The organism is Micromonospora sp. D75, from assembly GCF_018070405.1.
In the GTDB taxonomy this organism is placed as follows: domain Bacteria; phylum Actinomycetota; class Actinomycetes; order Mycobacteriales; family Micromonosporaceae; genus Micromonospora; species Micromonospora chalcea.
Genome location: NZ_JAGPXV010000071.1, coordinates 1 through 14984, shown reverse-complemented (window position 1 = coordinate 14984; position 14984 = coordinate 1). Strand labels below are relative to the sequence as shown.

At 72.0% G+C, this 14984-nt stretch carries 16 protein-coding genes and 1 pseudogene; 2 read left to right on the top strand and 15 right to left on the bottom strand.

The features are described from left to right. The 12 genes from KBX39_RS07100 to KBX39_RS07045 form a co-directional block, all read right to left on the bottom strand. The coding region (locus tag KBX39_RS07100) for a DUF5926 family protein (RefSeq protein ID WP_210869674.1) at positions 1 to 607 on the bottom strand (607 nt) is incomplete at its 3' end. 60 nt (positions 608 to 667) lie between these two features. Further along, positions 668 to 1084: an ATP-binding protein gene (locus KBX39_RS07095; protein WP_176722903.1), complete on the bottom strand. Its 417-nt coding sequence runs from the start codon at positions 1082 to 1084 to the stop codon at positions 668 to 670. Positions 1085 to 1147: 63 nt separating this feature from the next. Next, the gene (locus KBX39_RS07090) at positions 1148 to 2602 is read right to left on the bottom strand and encodes an ATP-binding protein (protein WP_043327733.1); all 1455 of its coding nucleotides are present in this window, start codon (positions 2600 to 2602) and stop codon (positions 1148 to 1150) included. A 76-nt stretch (positions 2603 to 2678) separates the two neighbouring features. Continuing rightward, a complete protein-coding gene (locus KBX39_RS07085; RefSeq protein WP_043327734.1) occupies positions 2679 to 3470 on the bottom strand; it encodes a glycerophosphodiester phosphodiesterase family protein in 792 nt (263 codons plus the stop codon). A 7-nt stretch (positions 3471 to 3477) separates the two neighbouring features. Continuing rightward, positions 3478 to 3813 (bottom strand): rhodanese-like domain-containing protein, encoded by a 336-nt coding sequence (locus tag KBX39_RS07080; RefSeq protein ID WP_030499424.1) that lies wholly within the window; start codon positions 3811 to 3813, stop codon positions 3478 to 3480. A 28-nt stretch (positions 3814 to 3841) separates the two neighbouring features. Next, positions 3842 to 4759 carry an LCP family protein gene (locus KBX39_RS07075; protein WP_312246630.1) on the bottom strand — a complete coding sequence of 306 codons (918 nt, stop codon included), beginning with the start codon at positions 4757 to 4759 and terminating at the stop codon, positions 3842 to 3844. Positions 4760 to 4956: 197 nt separating this feature from the next. Beyond that, on the bottom strand, positions 4957 to 6171 hold the full coding sequence (locus KBX39_RS07070; protein ID WP_043327735.1) for an LCP family protein: 1215 nt from the start codon (positions 6169 to 6171) through the stop codon (positions 4957 to 4959). 203 nt (positions 6172 to 6374) lie between these two features. Continuing rightward, entirely contained in the window at positions 6375 to 7622 is a 1248-nt protein-coding gene (locus KBX39_RS07065; RefSeq protein WP_210869672.1) for an LCP family protein, read from the bottom strand. A gap of 73 nt (positions 7623 to 7695) precedes the next feature. Further along, positions 7696 to 8673 (bottom strand): NAD-dependent epimerase/dehydratase family protein, encoded by a 978-nt coding sequence (locus tag KBX39_RS07060; RefSeq protein ID WP_043327737.1) that lies wholly within the window; start codon positions 8671 to 8673, stop codon positions 7696 to 7698. A gap of 66 nt (positions 8674 to 8739) precedes the next feature. Further along, complete coding sequence (locus KBX39_RS07055; RefSeq protein WP_210869670.1) at positions 8740 to 10413, bottom strand: cation acetate symporter; 1674 nt, start codon at positions 10411 to 10413, stop codon at positions 8740 to 8742. Then, a complete protein-coding gene (locus KBX39_RS07050) occupies positions 10391 to 10759 on the bottom strand; it encodes a DUF485 domain-containing protein (RefSeq protein ID WP_030499418.1) in 369 nt (122 codons plus the stop codon). The genes KBX39_RS07055 and KBX39_RS07050 overlap by 23 nt, the downstream gene beginning before the upstream one ends. A gap of 173 nt (positions 10760 to 10932) precedes the next feature. Next, on the bottom strand, positions 10933 to 11529 hold the full coding sequence (locus KBX39_RS07045; RefSeq protein ID WP_312246625.1) for a flavin reductase family protein: 597 nt from the start codon (positions 11527 to 11529) through the stop codon (positions 10933 to 10935). Between KBX39_RS07045 and KBX39_RS07040 the strand changes: the two genes are divergently transcribed. Beyond that, the gene (locus tag KBX39_RS07040) at positions 11519 to 11776 is read left to right on the top strand and encodes a hypothetical protein (RefSeq protein WP_043327741.1); all 258 of its coding nucleotides are present in this window, start codon (positions 11519 to 11521) and stop codon (positions 11774 to 11776) included. The two genes, KBX39_RS07045 and KBX39_RS07040, sit on opposite strands and share 11 nt — an antisense overlap. A gap of 6 nt (positions 11777 to 11782) precedes the next feature. Here KBX39_RS07040 and KBX39_RS07035 read toward each other — a convergent pair whose 3' ends face one another. From KBX39_RS07035 to KBX39_RS07025, 3 genes are read right to left on the bottom strand one after another with little or no spacing between them, the layout of a single operon-like run. Then, positions 11783 to 12274 (bottom strand): SRPBCC family protein, encoded by a 492-nt coding sequence (locus tag KBX39_RS07035; protein ID WP_043327742.1) that lies wholly within the window; start codon positions 12272 to 12274, stop codon positions 11783 to 11785. Further along, positions 12274 to 13962, bottom strand: coding sequence for an ABC transporter permease (locus KBX39_RS07030; RefSeq protein WP_210869666.1), 1689 nt, complete (start codon positions 13960 to 13962; stop codon positions 12274 to 12276). The genes KBX39_RS07035 and KBX39_RS07030 overlap by 1 nt, the downstream gene beginning before the upstream one ends. Continuing rightward, positions 13947 to 14711, bottom strand: a complete 765-nt coding sequence (locus tag KBX39_RS07025) for an ABC transporter ATP-binding protein (RefSeq protein WP_043327744.1) — start codon at positions 14709 to 14711, stop codon at positions 13947 to 13949. The genes KBX39_RS07030 and KBX39_RS07025 overlap by 16 nt, the downstream gene beginning before the upstream one ends. Positions 14712 to 14862: 151 nt before the next feature. Here KBX39_RS07025 and KBX39_RS33185 point away from each other — a divergent pair. Then, positions 14863 to 14984: pseudogene (locus KBX39_RS33185) on the top strand (SigE family RNA polymerase sigma factor); the annotation flags it as partial.

Below are 14984 nucleotides of genomic sequence, written 5' to 3'. Positions count from 1 at the left end.
CCGGCAGGACCATCCGCACGTGGGCCTTCTCCGGCACCTGGCACCAGTACGCGGCCCGCGCGGCGGCCAGCTTCACGGTCGGGTAGATGGCCGAGTTGGCCCGCTCCAGGGACGCCTGCACGTTCGGGTCGTCGGCGGCGCCCGGGTCGAGCCAGAAGTCGAACCCGTCGTGCATGGTGATCTCCAGCGGGCCGTCCACCAGGATGTCCTGGAGGCGGGGGCCGGGCCCGGGCAGCGGCGGCACGCTCACCTGGCCGCCCGGCTCGGTGCGCAGCGCGGAGATCAGCGCGTCGGCCAGGTCCCGGGAGACGTCGCCGGACTGCTGGTGCCGCTGCAGACCGACGAAGACGCGCCCGTCCGGCTTGGTCATCGCCGGGGCGGCCATCGGCAGCACGGTGGCCAGCGTGACCGGGCGGTCGCCGTACTCCTCGATCAGTTCCGGGGTGAGCCGCAGCGGCGCGGACGCGGCCGGGACCAGCTCACGCAGGGCGATCCACTCCGGCTCGTCGACCAGGCCCTCGAACGGCCGGGGCACGAAGACGTCGCGCACCTTCTCCCGCTTGGGGGTGCTCTCGCCGACCCGCTGGTTCTTCCGACGCTTGCTCATGGCGAGACAGCCTAGATGCCGGGCCGCGCGGGTGGGGGCAGGACCCGCCTGCCCGTGCGTTCAGCCGGCCGCGACCAGGCCCGGCCGGTGCGCCGGGGCCGGATCGAACCGTGCCCAGACGCTCTGGCCCAGGCCGTCGCGCTCCACGCCCCAGCCGCTGGCGAGCCCGGCGACGATGTGCAGCCCGCGCCCGTCGGCGGCGTCCGGCGAGGCGGCCCGCATGCACGGGCCGGCGCCGGAACCACCGTCGGTGACCCGGAGCTGGATGCTCGGCCCCTCCTCGGTGACCCGCAGCCGCCAGGCCACCCGGACCACGCCGCCGGGCAGCGCGTCGGCGTGCCGGACCGCGTTGCCGACCAGTTCGGCGAGGACCGCGACCAGGTCGGCCAGCAGAATCGGGGGTACGACGCCGGTCAGCTCGTCGGCGAGCCGGTGCCGGGCCAGACGCGCGCCGGTCGGGTCGTGGGGCACCACCACACACCACGACCGTTCGGGCGGACCAGTCGACACGTCGTTCCTTCCCCGTCTGCGAGCGCCGGGTCAACCCCGCGGCAGCCGCACCTCTGCGACCGTACCGCCACCGGCTCTGGGCCGGAGGGATACCCATCCATTCTGCTGTTCAACGATCTGGCGGACGAGATAGAGACCGAGTCCCGCGCCCGGATACCGCCGGCGGTCACCGGACTCGCCCTGCCAGAACCGGTCGAAGGCCCGCTCCACGTGTTCCGGGCGGATGCCGATGCCCCGGTCGGCCACCCGGAACGAGACGGTCCGCTCGTTCGCCTCGGCGGTGACCTCGATCGGGGTGTCCGGCAGTGAGTACTTCCCGGCGTTCGTGCCCAGCTCGGTGAGCACTGTGGCGAGGCTGTGCCGGTCGCCGAGCGCCTTGGGCAGGTCGGCCGGCAGGTCGAGCACGACCCGGTGCCGGATGTCGGCCGGCAGGTCCGTCGCCGCCGCGCGCAGCGCGTCGACCAGGTCGAACGGCGCGGCCGGTTCCCCGCCGGGACGGTTCTCGGTGGCGGCGGTCAGCAGCCTGTCGACCAGGCGGGCCAGCTCGTTCGCGCGCTGGCCGATGATCCGCGCGGCCTGCCGGCGGTCGTCGTCGCTCAGCGAGTCCCAGTGGTCGGTGAGGGTGTCCGCGTACCCCTTGATCACGGTGACCGGGGTCCGCAGCTCGTGGCTGGTCACCGCCACGAAGAGATCGCGGTCGTGGTCGCGCCGCTGCTGGTCGGTGACGTCGCGGAAGGTGACCACGCGCAGCGCGTTCGGGCCGGGCAGCTCGCCGGAGGTGATCCGCAGCCAGCGCCCGTCCGGCATCCGGTGGTCGAGCACCTGGCCCGGCGGCGGCAGCGGGAACGGCAGCGGGCGGCTCAGCGCCTCCTCCGCCGGACGGCCGGTCACCTGGACCGCCGCCGGGTTCCAGAGCCGGATCCGCCCGTCGCGGTCCACCACGGCCAGCCCGTCGGCGAGCGCCGCCACCACCGGGCCGTCCCCGTGCACCGGCAGGCCGGTCTGGTCGCCGTACATGTGCGCGACGCACGCGGCCACGTAGCCGATCACGGCGCGTTGCGCGGCATCCGGCGGCTCGCCCAGCGGGTAGAGCGCGTGCAGGCTGCCGACGGTGAGACCGCCGATCTCGGCACGCGCCACGATCATCCGGCTGAGCCCCCGGCCGGCCACCTCGTCGGCGAGCGCGCCCGGGATCGCGTCGACCCGGACCTCCCGCACCGGCGGCCCGGCGAGCAGGCAGACGGTGGCCGGGTCGGTGGCGGGCAGCGGTCGGCCGAGCACGAACTCGGCGCGGCCGGTCGCCGCGATCACCCGTCCGCCGGCCGGGGTGAACTCCACGAAGACCAGACCGGCCGCGCCCACCGCCGGTCCGACCTCGTGGAGCAGGCGGTTGAGCACTGCGGGACCGGACTCGCCCGCGTTGATCATGTTGATCACAGTCGTGTGGCCGGCGATGAGGGCGGGGTAGTCGGTTCGCTCCGGCATGTCCCGAGTGTGCCGCGCGGCAGCCCTCCCGGACACCCCCGGCCGGTCGACCGTGGCCGATACCGATCGACCGGACTCACCGGCCCAACCGGGCCAGCGCACGGGCCGGCCGGTCCGTGATCACCCCGTCCACGCCGGCTTCCAGCACGAGTTCCAGATCCTCCGGCTCGTTGACGGTCCACACGTACACCGAGTGGCCGGCCGCGCGCAGCGAGGGAACCAGGCGCGGGCGGGCCCGGACCAGGTCCACGCCAGGACCGGCGATCCGGGCGCCGAACGGCAGCCGGCCCAGCGGCAGCAGCCGCGGCAGCACCTCCAGCAGCAGCACCGTGGGCAGCGCCGGGGCGAGTTCCCGCATCCGGCGTACGGCCAGCGGCGAGAACGACATCACAGTCACCTGGACCCGGTGGCCCGGGCGGGGCTCGTCCAGCCCGTACCGGCGCAGCAGCGTGACCAGGCGGCGCTCGACCTCGCCCCGGTAACGCGACGGGTGCTTGGTCTCGATCAGCAGCCGGACCGGCCGCCCGGCGTCGAGCACCGCGTCGAGCAGCCGCTCCAGCGTGAGCAGCCGGGTGTGCGACTCGTCCAGCGGCTCGTCGTCCTCGGCGAGCGTCGCGGCCCGGTGCCAGGAGCCGAAGTCGAGCGCGTCCAGTTCGGCGAGCGTACGCGCGCTGACCAGCCCGTGCCCGTTGCTGGTGCGGTCCAGCCGGCGGTCGTGCACGCAGACCAGGTGCCCGTCACGGGTCAGCCGGACGTCGCACTCCAGCCCGTCCGCGCCCTCCTCGATGGCACGGAGGTAGGCCGCGAGCGTGTGCTCCGGCAGGTCGTACGAGGCGCCGCGGTGGGCGAAGACCAGGGGGACGGTCATGACCGCCTCAGGCGACCCGGCCCGGCTGCCCGTCGTCGGTGACCACCGGGCGGCCGGCGGCGGCCCAGTCGCCCATCCCGCCCTCGACGTTGCGCACCTGGTCCCAGCCGTTACGCAGCAGATAGCCGACGACCTGGGCGGAGCGGCCGCCGGAGCGGCAGATCACCGCCACGTCGCGGTCCTGCGGGATCTCGGCCAGCCGGGCGGGCAGCTCGGTCATCGGCAGGTGACGGGCGGCCGGCGCGTGGCCGGCGGCCCACTCGTCGTCCTCGCGGACGTCGAGCAGGTAGACGTCGTCGGGCACGGCCGACGCGGGGACGCTTGGTAGTGAGGCTCCGAACACGGTCACCAAGCCTAGCCGCCCGGACCGCTCACAGCCGGTTGACCCAGCGCGGATTCGCGCCGGCCCACTGCGGCATCCGGGTGTCGCGCAGCGCGGTGAACAGACCGCCGCCGCCGTTGTCCAGCACCACGTACGAGACGCCGTCGATGGTCTGCGGGTACGAGGGCACCTGGACGCCGCGCAGGGCGTCCGCCGGTAGCCCGCGCAACGCGAACAGCAGCTCGTCCAGGGGTACGCCGTTGGTGTCCACGGTCAGCGCTCCGCCGGCCGCGCGCAGCACCCGGTCGAGCTTCACCGGATCGGTGCGCAGGTGGGTCTCGCCCGCCCGGTCGAGCACCGCCCGGAGCATCTGCTGCTGGTGGCGCTGCCTGTCGTAGTCGCCGCCGGGCAGGTCGTAGCGCTGGCGGACGTAGTCGAGCGTCCGGGCGCCGTCCATCTGCTGGCAGCCGGCGTCGAACTGGTGCTTCGTGTGGATCGAGCGCACCGGCGTGTCCACGCACATCCGGATGCCGCCGAGTTCGTCGATCACCTGTTTGAAACCGGAGAAGTCGACGAGCGCGGCGCCGTCGAAGCGGATGCCGGTGAGCCGGGTCAGCGTGGTGCTGAGCAGCCGTGCGCCGCCCTCGCCCCCGCCGCCGTGCTCGTACGCGGCGTTGACCTTGTCCTGGCCGCCGGGGAAGCCGGGCGCCGCCGGGAGCGCCACCAGCAGGTCGCGCGGCACGGAGATCAGGTACGCCTGCCGCATGCCGGCCGGCACGTGCACGATCAGGATGCTGTCGGAGCGCTGGTCCTCGGGGTTCGCGCCGGGCCGGTGGTCCGAGCCGATCAGGAGGTAGTTGAGCGCGCCGTCCAGGTCTGTCCGCTTGTTCCGGGCGGCCGGGTCGAGCAGTTGCTCCTTGGCCACAGTGCGGTCGTAGCGGTGGCTGAGCCAGTTCAGCCCGGCCACGCCGAGCGCGGCGAGCAGGACCAGGACGAGTCCGGTGCCGAGCAGGAACCGGGCCCAGCGGGCGGGTGCGCCCCGCCCGCGTCGGTTCCGTGCTGGCCTGGACGTGACGATCCCCCCGTAGCCGCGACATGAGACCCGCTCACGTCAGGCTACGGGGGGATCGGCCGACCGATGGCGCTTTCGCGCAGGTCAGCAGGTCATTTACGGGTGGAGAGGACGTCCGGGTTGCTCACCACGAAGTCGGCCAGCTTGTCGTTCTTGACCGCCTGGAACATGTCCATGGTCGTCTCGTTGAACGTCTCCCGGCCGTTGCTGTTGCCGGCGAACGTGCCGCCGTTGGTCCGCAGGGTGACCAGGTCGTTCCCGTTGAGGTTCTTGAGCGTGAAGATGAAGTCCGCGATCGGCACGCCGCCGGTGTCCAGGACGAACGCCTTGCCGGCGGCCTTCATCAGCGAGTTCAGCTTGATCGGGTTGGTCAGCATGCCACCCTCGGTGGCCTTCTTGGCCATCGCCTTGATCAGCTGCTGCTGGTTCTGCTGCCGGTCGTAGTCGCTGTTCGGCAGGCCGTAGCGCTGGCGGGAGTAGTCGAGCGCCTCCCAGCCCTGCATCTCCCGGCAGCCCTTCTTGTGCACCACTGCCTTGTACGGCTTGCCGGTCTTCTTCGCGTCGGCGTTCCACATCGGCTTGCCGTCGACGTACGACATGTGGTGCGACTTGACCTCGTGGCTCACGCAGATGCGTACCGAGCCGAGCGCGTCGATCACGCTCTTGAAGCCGCCGAAGTTGATGATCGCGGCGCCGTCGAAGCCGATCCCGGTCATCGACTTGATCGTCTTGGCCATCAGCTGGGCGCCGCCCTCCCAGCCGCCGCCGTTCTGGGCGCCGTGGAAGAAGGCCGCATTGATCTTGTCGGTGCCGCCCTTGTAGCCGCTCTTCTCGAACGCGGGGATACGCGCCTCGGTGTCCCGGGGGATCGAGATCAGGTACGCCTGGTCGTGGCTGGCCGGGATGTGCAGGATGATGATCGTGTCCGACCGGACGTCGTCGGCGGCCCAGCGCTCGCGGGCGTCCACCCCGAGCAGCAGCATGTCGATCGGGCCCTCGAGGCTGTTGCCGCCTTCGGCCTCGCTCTTGCCCGCGCCGCCGAGCAGGTTGCGCTGGGCGATGTTGTCGGTGGCCTGGCCGATGACCGCCTTGCTGCCGACGATGGCGACGCCACTGGTCACCATCAGCACGGCGCCGAGCACCAGCGTGAGCTTCGCCCAGAGCGGGTCCTTGCGCTTGGTGCGCTTCTTCTTGCCACCACCGGGACCGCGACCGCCGGAACCGGGCTGTGTGGGGATGACCGGAGGGACCCGCCCGGATGATCCGGGTGCCGGTGACTGCGGGCGACGGCTGGTCTGGACCGACATGCGTGCTCCAGCTCGGTGATCGGGGGCGGGACCACTTTACGTATCTGTTCCCGTTCTCGCGACCTCGTAGGGCGGCAATTCCCATCAATACCGGCCCACATCTTCGGGTTGTGGCCGAACGGGCAGGGGTAAGGAGCCGGTCGGCGGTTGGCCTCCGTGGTGGCGAGGCCCTAGCGCTCGTTACCGGTCATGCCGTGCCGGCGTCAGCCGCCCGCGTTGTCGCCCGAACCCTTCTGGTTGGCCTGCATCCACTCGGCCATCCGGTCCGCGGCGATCGCCTTGTACATCGCCAGCGCCTTCTCCCGGTCGGAGACCACCACCGACTGGCCGTCGATGGTCTGGCCACCCAGGTGCGGGCTGGTGACGAACGTCAGGTTCTCGCCCCGCAGGCTGCGGAACTGCACTGCCATGTCGGTCAACGAAAATCCCTGGTCGACCGTGACGGCGGCGGTCACCGCCTTGAGGAAGTCGTTCAGCTTCTTCGGGTTCGTGAGCGTCCCGGTGCTCGCCGCCTTGTCCATCAGCGCCTTCAGGAACTCCTGCTGGTGCCGCATCCGGGCGAAGTCGCCGTCCGGGAACTGCTTGCGCTGCCGGACCCAGTCCAGCGCCTCGGCGCCGTTCATGTGGTTCACGCCCTTGGTGAACGTCCGGTACGGCTTGTGGATCGACGTGATGGTCCGCTCCACCTTCAGGTCGACCCCGCCCAGGGCGTCGGTGACCTCCTTGAAGCCGCCGAAGTCGATGGCCATCACGTGGTCGATCCGTACGTCGGTGAAGCACTCCACGGTCTTCACCGCGAGCGGCAGGCCGCCGAACGCGAACGCCGCGTTGATCTTGTTGCGGGAGCCGGAGTCGCAGGACGCGCCCGCGCTCTCCGGGATCGGCACGTACAGGTCACGCGGCACCGAGACCAGGTAGGCGCGCTTGTGGTCGGCCGGGATGTGCATGACGATCAGGGTGTCCGCGCGCCACTTGCCGGAGCCGTCGACCGGAGCGTCCGGATCCCGCGAGTCGCTGCCCACGAGCAGGATGTTGAACGCGCCGTCGACCTGCTTGGCCGGGCGCCCGCCGGTGATCCCGGCGAACGGGTCCGTGCGGGCCAGGTCGTCGTCGAGGTTGCGGGCGTAGAACCAGGCGCCGAGGCCGCCGAGCAGCGCCAGCACCAGCACCGCGACGCCGGCCACCAGGCCGATGCGTCCCCAGCGCGGTCGCGGGCCGCGCCGGCCCGGGCCGCCCGGACCGCCGTCGCCCGGGCCGCCGGGTCCGGTCGGCCCCACCGGACCGCCGGTACGCCCCGAGCGGGGCGCCTCGTCGCGCGGGGGATACCAGCGGGCATCCGAGGTGCGGGCGCGCCCGGTGGCGCCCCGGCCGGAGCCGGGAACCGAAGCGCGGCCCGCGTCCCGGTTCAGGGGGTGCGGGAAGGGAGCGCCGGCAGACGAGGTCGCTGACATGTAACCGAGGGTAGGTCGGCCGGGCCACCGACGCCCTCGGACGCGCGCCGATGTCAGCCGCGTCCCGGGCGGTTCAGTACCCGAGCCGCCCGCGGAAGTACTCGATCGTGCGCCGGAGTCCGTCTTCGGGAGTGACGCTCGGCTCATATCCGAGCAGTTCGCGGGCGAGGGTCAGGTCCGGTCGGCGCATCTCCGGGTCATCGGAGGCGCGAGTGATGTAGCTCACCTCGGACGTGCTTCCGGTGAGTGACACGATCGTCTCGGCCAGTTGCCGCATCGACATCTCGTGCTCGGTGCCGCAGTTGATCGGACCGGTCTGCGTCGAGTCGAGCAGCAGCAGGATGCCGCGCACCAGGTCGTCGACGTAGCAGATCGAGCGGGTCTGGTTGCCGGTGCCGTGCACGGTGATCGGCTCGCCGCGCAGCGCCTGGGAGATGAACGTCGGGATGGCCCGGCCGTCGTCCGGACGCATCCGCGGGCCGTACGTGTTGAAGATCCGCACGATCGCGGTGTCGGTGCCCCGGCTGCGGTGGTAGGCCATGGTGGCCGCCTCGGAGAAGCGCTTCGCCTCGTCGTAGACGCTCCGGATGCCGATCGGGTTGACGTTGCCCCAGTACGTCTCCCGCTGCGGGTGCTCCTTCGGGTCGCCGTACGCCTCGGAGGTGGAGGCCATCAGGAACCGCGCGCCGTCGTCGGTGGCCCGCTCCAGCAGCGCCAGCGTCGCCACCGAGCCCACCCGGAGGATCTCCACCGGCAGCTTCTCGAAGTCGGTGGGACTGGCCGGGGACGCCATGTGCAGGATCGCGTCGAACCGCTCGGTCATCGCCGGGTGGTGCGGCAGGCCGTCGGAGATGTCCGCCTCGACCAGCGTGAAGGTCGGCTTGTCCAGCAGGTGGGCCACGTTCTCCTTGGACCCGGTGACGAAGTTGTCCAGCACCACTACCGTGCAGCCGCGCTCGACGAGCCGGTCGACCAGGTGGGACGGGACGAAACCGGCGCCGCCGGTGACCAGGATGCGGTGTCCGCTACCGAAGCGGGGAGCGACCTTCATGGCGGTCAGCCTATACACGCGAGGCGGGGCCCCCGCGTACGGCAGGGGCCCCGCTCGACGTGCCGATCAGTGCGCGCCGGCTCCGGTGAGCGAGCGCACCTCCAGCTCCGCGTACTTCTCCTCGTCGCTCTCCTTGGACAGGATCGTGCCGAGCCAGCCGCACAGGAAGCCGAACGGGATCGAGATGATGCCCGGGTTCGACAGCGGGAACCAGTGCCAGTCGTGGTCGGGGAACATCGCCGTCGGCGCGCCGGAGACGACCGGCGAGAAGAAGACGAGCAGCACGGCGGAGAGCAGGCCGCCGTAGATCGCCCAGACCGCGCCCGAGGTGTTGAACCGCTTCCAGAACAGGCTGTAGAGGATCGCCGGCAGGTTGCCCGAGGCGGCCACCGCGAACGCCAGCGCGACCAGGAACGCCACGTTCAGGTTCTGCGCGAAGATGGACAGGACGATCGAGACCGCGCCGATCACCAGCGCGGAGATCCGGGCGACGTTCACCTCCTGCCGCTCCGACGCCTCACCCTTCTTCACCACGTTGGCGTAGAAGTCGTGCGCCAGGCTGGACGACGACGCCAACGTCAACCCGGCGACCACGGCGAGGATCGTGGCGAACGCGACCGCCGCGATGATCGCCAGCAGTGTCGCCCCGCCCAGGTTCCCGCCGAGGAAGTCCACGCCGAGCGCCTCGGCCAGCTGTGGCGCGGCCGTGTTGCCGGCCTTGTCCTGCTCGGTGATCGCCTGCCCGCCGACGATCGCCGCCGCGCCGAAGCCGAGGGCCAGGGTGAGCAGGTAGAACGCACCGATGATGCCGATCGCCCAGAGCACGCTCTTGCGGGCCGCCCGCGCGGTCGGCACGGTGTAGAAGCGGATCAGGATGTGCGGCAGGCCGGCCGTGCCGAGGACCAGCGCGATGCCCAGCGAGAGCAGGTCCATCTTGCTGTAGAACGTCTTCAGCGCGTCGCCGGGTGTCTCCACGCCGTAGCGCAGCCCGGGTTCGAGGAACGCCGCTCCCTTGCCCGAGGCGCTGGCCGCGTCGCCGAGCAGCGAGGACAGGTTGAACTTGTACTTGGCGAGCACCAGCAGCGTCATCACCAGCGCGCCGCCCATGAGCAGGAACGCCTTGACGATCTGCACGTACGTCGTGCCCTTCATGCCGCCGACCGTCACGTAGATGATCATCAGGGCGCCGACCATGATGATCGTGGCGACCTTGGCGGTGTCGGCGTCCATGCCGAGGAAGGTGGTGCCCGGCTTGATGCCGAGCAGCAGCGCGACGAGCGCGCCGGCGCCGACCATCTGGGCCAGCAGGTAGAAGATCGACACGGTGATGGTGGAGACCGCCGCCGCGGTCCGGACCGGCCGCTGCTGCATCCGGAACGCCAGCACGTCCGCCATCGTGTACCGGCCGGAGTTGCGCAGCAGTTCCGCCACCAGCAGCAACGCCACCAGCCAGGCGACCAGGAAGCCGATCGAGTAGAGGAAGCCGTCGTAGCCGTAGAGCGCGATGATGCCGGCGATGCCCAGGAAGGACGCCGCCGACATGTAGTCGCCGCCGATCGCCATGCCGTTCTGGAAACCGGAGAACGACCGGCCGCCGGCGTAGAAGTCGGTGGCGGTCTTGGTCTGCCGGCTGGCCCAGACGGTGATCGCCAGCGTGATCGCCACGAAGACCAGGAACAGCGTGATGGTGAGGTTCCGGGCGGTGGTGCTGCCCGCCTCAGCCGCGAGGACCGTGTTCATGGGTCACCTCCCCGATCTCGTCGCGGATCCGGTCGGCGACCGGGTCGATCCGGCGGTTGGCGAACCGGGAGTAGAGCCAGGCGATGACGAACGTGGAGACGAACTGGAGCAGGCCGAAGACCAGGGCGACGTTGATGTTGCCGATCAGCTTCGTGCCCATGAATCCCCGCGCGTACGCGGAGAGGATGACGTAGAGCGCGTACCACAGGAAGAACGCGACGGTCATCGGGAAGATGAAGCCGCGCAGCGCGCGCCGCAACCCGGCGAACTCGTCGGACCGCTGGACGGCGAGGTACCGTTCCGCCGCCGACTCGGCGGGCGCGGACGCGGGTGTGTCCGTGGACATCTGTGGATCACCACCTTCGCAGGCGTGGGGGAGTTTCGCGCACGGTAGAGAGCGCGCTCCCCGCCCGGGAAGGCTCCGCCGCCCGGCGGCGAACGGCTGCGCCGAACGGCGCCCCGGCTGCGCCGAGTGACCCACGTCACTCCGCTAACCGGTCACCCCGACCGCCGGGTGGGTCAGTCGGTCAGCTCGCGGTAGCGGCCGCGGTAGTGCAGCAGGGGGAGGGTGTCCTCGGGGAGGTCGACCGACTCGATGGTCGCCTCGACCAGCAGGCCCCAGCCGTACTCCCGGGCGGTGTCGAGCCGGCACCCCGCCCACCCGCCGGCGTCCGCCGGCACCGGCCCGTACGGCGTCTCGGTCCAGGCGTCCAGCGCGAACAGGCCGCCGGGCGACGGGAACAGGCCGGCGAAGCGGTCGGCGAGCTGCCGGTGCTGCGGGCCCAGCGGGACCACCGCGAACCGCCCCGCCTCCTCGATGGCCGCCCACAGGTCCGACTCCGCGTCGACCAGGCCGAGTAGCCGGTCCGGCTCGCCCTCGGCGACCAGCGTGGACGAGACGGTCAGCCCGGCCGGGCCGGGTGCGGTCCAGAGCGTCACCGGGGCCGCCAGCCGGCCGCGCAGCCGGCGTGCCGGCGAGCGTTGCCCGGCCGGCGCCGCGAACGGGTCGGTGGAATGGATCTGCGCGCCCGGCTCTGGATTCACGTGAAACATTGTGCCGCCCGCTGCCGGGCGGGGTTCGACGCAACGCCATACCCTGCCGGGCATGAGTCTCATCCCCCCGCAGCAACTCGCCCAGGAACGGGTCGTCGCCGCCGACGCCGTCCTCGGCGGTCAGGTCGACCTGCGTGCCTATCCACACCGGCACCTGCTGGTCCGGGCGAACAACACCTGGGGCCGCCGGGCGTTCCAGCCGCTGATGGAAGCGGTCGAGCACCTGTCCAACTACGGCTGGGAGCTGGTCACCATGACGAGCGTCGGCGACGGCCACCACGTTTACGCGGCGATGCGCCGCACCGCGTAACCGGGATCAGCCGTCGGCGAGCAGGCGGCGGGCGGCGGCCAGCACCTCCGGGTCCGCGCATCCGGCCGCGTACCCGGCGATCCGGCGGCGGATGTCGCGCCCGAGCAGCCACACCCCGATCCGCTCGGCCACCGGGCGCAGGAACGCCGGGCGGCAGCGGAAGTTGTATCGCCAGGTCGCGATCGTGGTGCCGGCCTCGGGGCCGGGCGCGAAGCGCCAGCCGCCGCCGAACCGCTCGAAGAACCACGGCCCGCGCACCATCTTCATGCCGACGTTCGTCGGCGGTGACCAGGAGACGTACTCGCTGACCATGACCAGGCCGTGCCGGGAGCGGGTGTACGTGCGCACGCCCCGGCCGGGCGCCGTCGCGCCGTCGACGAAGTGCTGCTCACGGACGAACGGATCCCAGCGGTAGCGGACCGGCGCGACCGTCTGGGAGACCGCGAACGCCAGCTCCGGCGGGATCGGGACCGTGGTGACCGCCTCGACGACCGGCATCAGCGCCTCGGCGTGACGGTGGCCAGCAGCTCCGGCTGCCGGCGGTCCAGTGTGTCCCCCGCGAGGTACGCGCCGAGCAGCGCCGCGCCCACCCCGTACGCCAGTCCGATCGGCAGCGCCAGCCACAGCCACACGTCGCCGAGCAGCGCGGCGGCCACCACGAACGGCACCGCCACCACCGCGGAGGCGACCATGGAAACCAGCGTGAGCAGGCCCTTGGTGAACCCCGCGCCGCTGTTCATGGCGAACGGGTTGCTCGACTCGGGCAGCGAGTAGGCGCCGAGCACCGACACGAACCCGTTGATCGCCAGCCCGCAGCCGTACGCGGCGGCCAACGCGCCACCCATCACGCCGAGCCAAGCGGGACGCCCCAGGAAGAGCGCCAGCGCGACCGCGATCACGACGAGCATCGGCACCACGTAGATCGAGAACGCGGTCATCCGGGCCCGCAGCTCCACCCGCCCGGGCACCCCGGCGACCAGGTTCGCGGCGTACGAGCTGCCGTCGAAGCCGAACTGGTTGGCCAGCGTCAGCGACGCGAGCACCCCGACGAAGATCATGGAAAGGCTGACCAGCGCCGGTGAGGAATCGCCGCCACCGAACTCCGCCCCGCCCTCGGTGGAGAACGAGACGCCGCCGAGGTTGACCATCACCGGTACGAACACACCGACCACGGCGACCGTGATGAGGTTGGCCCGCCGCCGCGTGTCCCGCCACCAGTAGCGGCACTCGCGGGCGACGAGCGCCCCGAACCGGTCCCGCCGCGCCCAGCCCACCGCGCGGGGGAACAACTGCGTGACCGCGCCGCCGGCCACGCCGCGCGGCGCGCGCGAAGGGCTGGCGCTCGCCGCGCCCACCATCGCCGACTCCAGCGACCGCGACCACCAGAACAGGAGTACGCCGAGCGTCGCGACCGCGATCAGCAGCTTCGCGACCGCCGCGCCGGCCCGGCCCTCGGCCACGTCGACGCCGACCGTCCACGGCGCGCCGAACGGCGTCCAGCCGACCACCCGGGCCACCCCGTCCAGCCGGTCCCAGTCGGTCTGCTGCACCGCGGCGAGCACCAGCAACTGCAACGGCCCGAGCAGGGCGGCCAGGACGGCGAGCAGCACCGCCGCCAGGTCGCGTACCCGGCGGGACCGCAGCATCGTGGCGAACGCGCTGGTCAGCGCGCGGGCCCCGGCCAGGCAGACCAGCAGCCCGGCGACCACGCCGAGCGCGCCGACCACTGCGGCTGACCAGCCGCCCAGCAGCCCGGCGGTGACCACCAGACCGGCCGCGGTGAGCGCCGTCGCCAGCGCGGGCACGCTCACCAGAGCGGCGGCGAGCAGGCCGGTGACCAGGGTGCGGCGGGACAACGGCAGCAGCGCGAACCGGGCCGGGTCGAGCGTCTCGTCCACGCCGAAGAAGACGAGCGGCAGGAGCAGCCAGCCGAGCGTGAGCAGACCACCGCCGAAGGCGGCCACCATCAGGGCGTACCGGGGCTCGTCGGCCAGGCCCGGCGTGGCGAGCAGGAAGAACCCGACGGCGGCGAACCAGAGCCCGAGCAGCAGGCCCAGCACGAACAGCGCGATCCGCCACTTCTGGCCCCGGAAGTTGTTGCCGAGCACCCGCAGCTTGAGCCGGACGAAGTGCCGGGACGACACGCGCCGGGCCGGCCGCTCTGGGGCGGTCACCGGGACAGCCACGACAGCTCCTCCCCGGTGGCGGTCCGGCCGCCCACGACCTCCACGAACACGTCCTCCAGCGACCGGTCGCCGCGCACCTCGGTGAGCGTGCCGACCCGCTTGATCCGGCCCTCGGCCAGGATCGCCACGTGCGAGCAGAGCCGCTCGACCACCTCCATCACGTGACTGGAGAAGATCACCGTGCCGCCGCCGCTGACGTACCGGTGCAGGATGTCCCGGATCAGCGCGGCCGAGACCGGGTCGACCGCCTCGAACGGCTCGTCCAGCACCAGCAGGCGCGGGCCGTGCAGCAACGCGCAGGCCAGGCCGATCTTCTTCTTCATGCCGGCCGAGTAGTCGACGACGAGCGTGCGCCCGGCGTCGGAGAGCGCCAGCACGTCGAGCAGCTCCGCCGCCCGCTGGTCGACCACCGCCGGGTCCATGCCGCGCAACAGACCGTGGTACGCGAGCAGCTCCGCCCCGCTCAGCCGGTCGAAGAGGCGTACGCCGTCCGGCATCACGCCGAGCAGGCTCTTGGCGCGTACCGGGTCGGCCCAGACGTCGTACCCGAGCACCCGCGCCTCACCGGCGTCGGGCCGCAGCAGGCCGACGGCCATGGAGAGCGTGGTGGTCTTGCCGGCCCCGTTCGGTCCGAGCAGGCCGTAGAACGAGCCGGTCGGCACGGCGAGGTCGACGCCCGCCACCGCGATCTTGGTGTCGAAGCGCTTGGCCAGGCCACGAAGGGAGAGCGCGGGGTGCTGGTCGGTCATGGTCCGACCGTATCGGTCCCCGCCCAACGGCTGCTCGGACGGCAGGATGATCTCGCCTCATCCCTGAGAGGTACGAGTCGGATCGCCGACGGCGTGCAACCGCCCACCACGGCGGGGGGTGTCAGGCGTACGAACGGCAGCGGGGAGAGAGATGGATCCGGACAGTGGGTTCGAGGAGTTCTACCGGAACAGCAGACAACGCGTGGTGACAGTGCTGTACGCGCTCGGCGGCGACCGGAGCGAGGCGCAGGACGCCGCCCAGGAGGCGTACGC

Excerpts from the sequence above, each read along its gene's own strand:
- KBX39_RS07060 (WP_043327737.1), bottom strand. The coding sequence starts at position 8,673 with ATGAAGGTCGCTCCCCGCTTCGGTAGCGGACACCGCATCCTGGTCACC.
- KBX39_RS07065 (WP_210869672.1), bottom strand. The coding sequence starts at position 7,622 with ATGTCAGCGACCTCGTCTGCCGGCGCTCCCTTCCCGCACCCCCTGAAC.
- KBX39_RS07085 (WP_043327734.1), bottom strand. The coding sequence starts at position 3,470 with ATGACCGTCCCCCTGGTCTTCGCCCACCGCGGCGCCTCGTACGACCTG.
- KBX39_RS07055 (WP_210869670.1), bottom strand. The coding sequence starts at position 10,413 with ATGAACACGGTCCTCGCGGCTGAGGCGGGCAGCACCACCGCCCGGAAC.
- KBX39_RS07040 (WP_043327741.1), top strand. The coding sequence starts at position 11,519 with ATGAGTCTCATCCCCCCGCAGCAACTCGCCCAGGAACGGGTCGTCGCC.
- KBX39_RS07090 (WP_043327733.1), bottom strand. The coding sequence starts at position 2,602 with ATGCCGGAGCGAACCGACTACCCCGCCCTCATCGCCGGCCACACGACT.
- KBX39_RS07035 (WP_043327742.1), bottom strand. The coding sequence starts at position 12,274 with ATGCCGGTCGTCGAGGCGGTCACCACGGTCCCGATCCCGCCGGAGCTG.
- KBX39_RS07050 (WP_030499418.1), bottom strand. The coding sequence starts at position 10,759 with ATGTCCACGGACACACCCGCGTCCGCGCCCGCCGAGTCGGCGGCGGAA.
- KBX39_RS07025 (WP_043327744.1), bottom strand. The coding sequence starts at position 14,711 with ATGACCGACCAGCACCCCGCGCTCTCCCTTCGTGGCCTGGCCAAGCGC.
- KBX39_RS07045 (WP_312246625.1), bottom strand. The coding sequence starts at position 11,529 with ATGAGACTCATGCCCGGCAGGGTATGGCGTTGCGTCGAACCCCGCCCG.
- KBX39_RS07070 (WP_043327735.1), bottom strand. The coding sequence starts at position 6,171 with ATGTCGGTCCAGACCAGCCGTCGCCCGCAGTCACCGGCACCCGGATCA.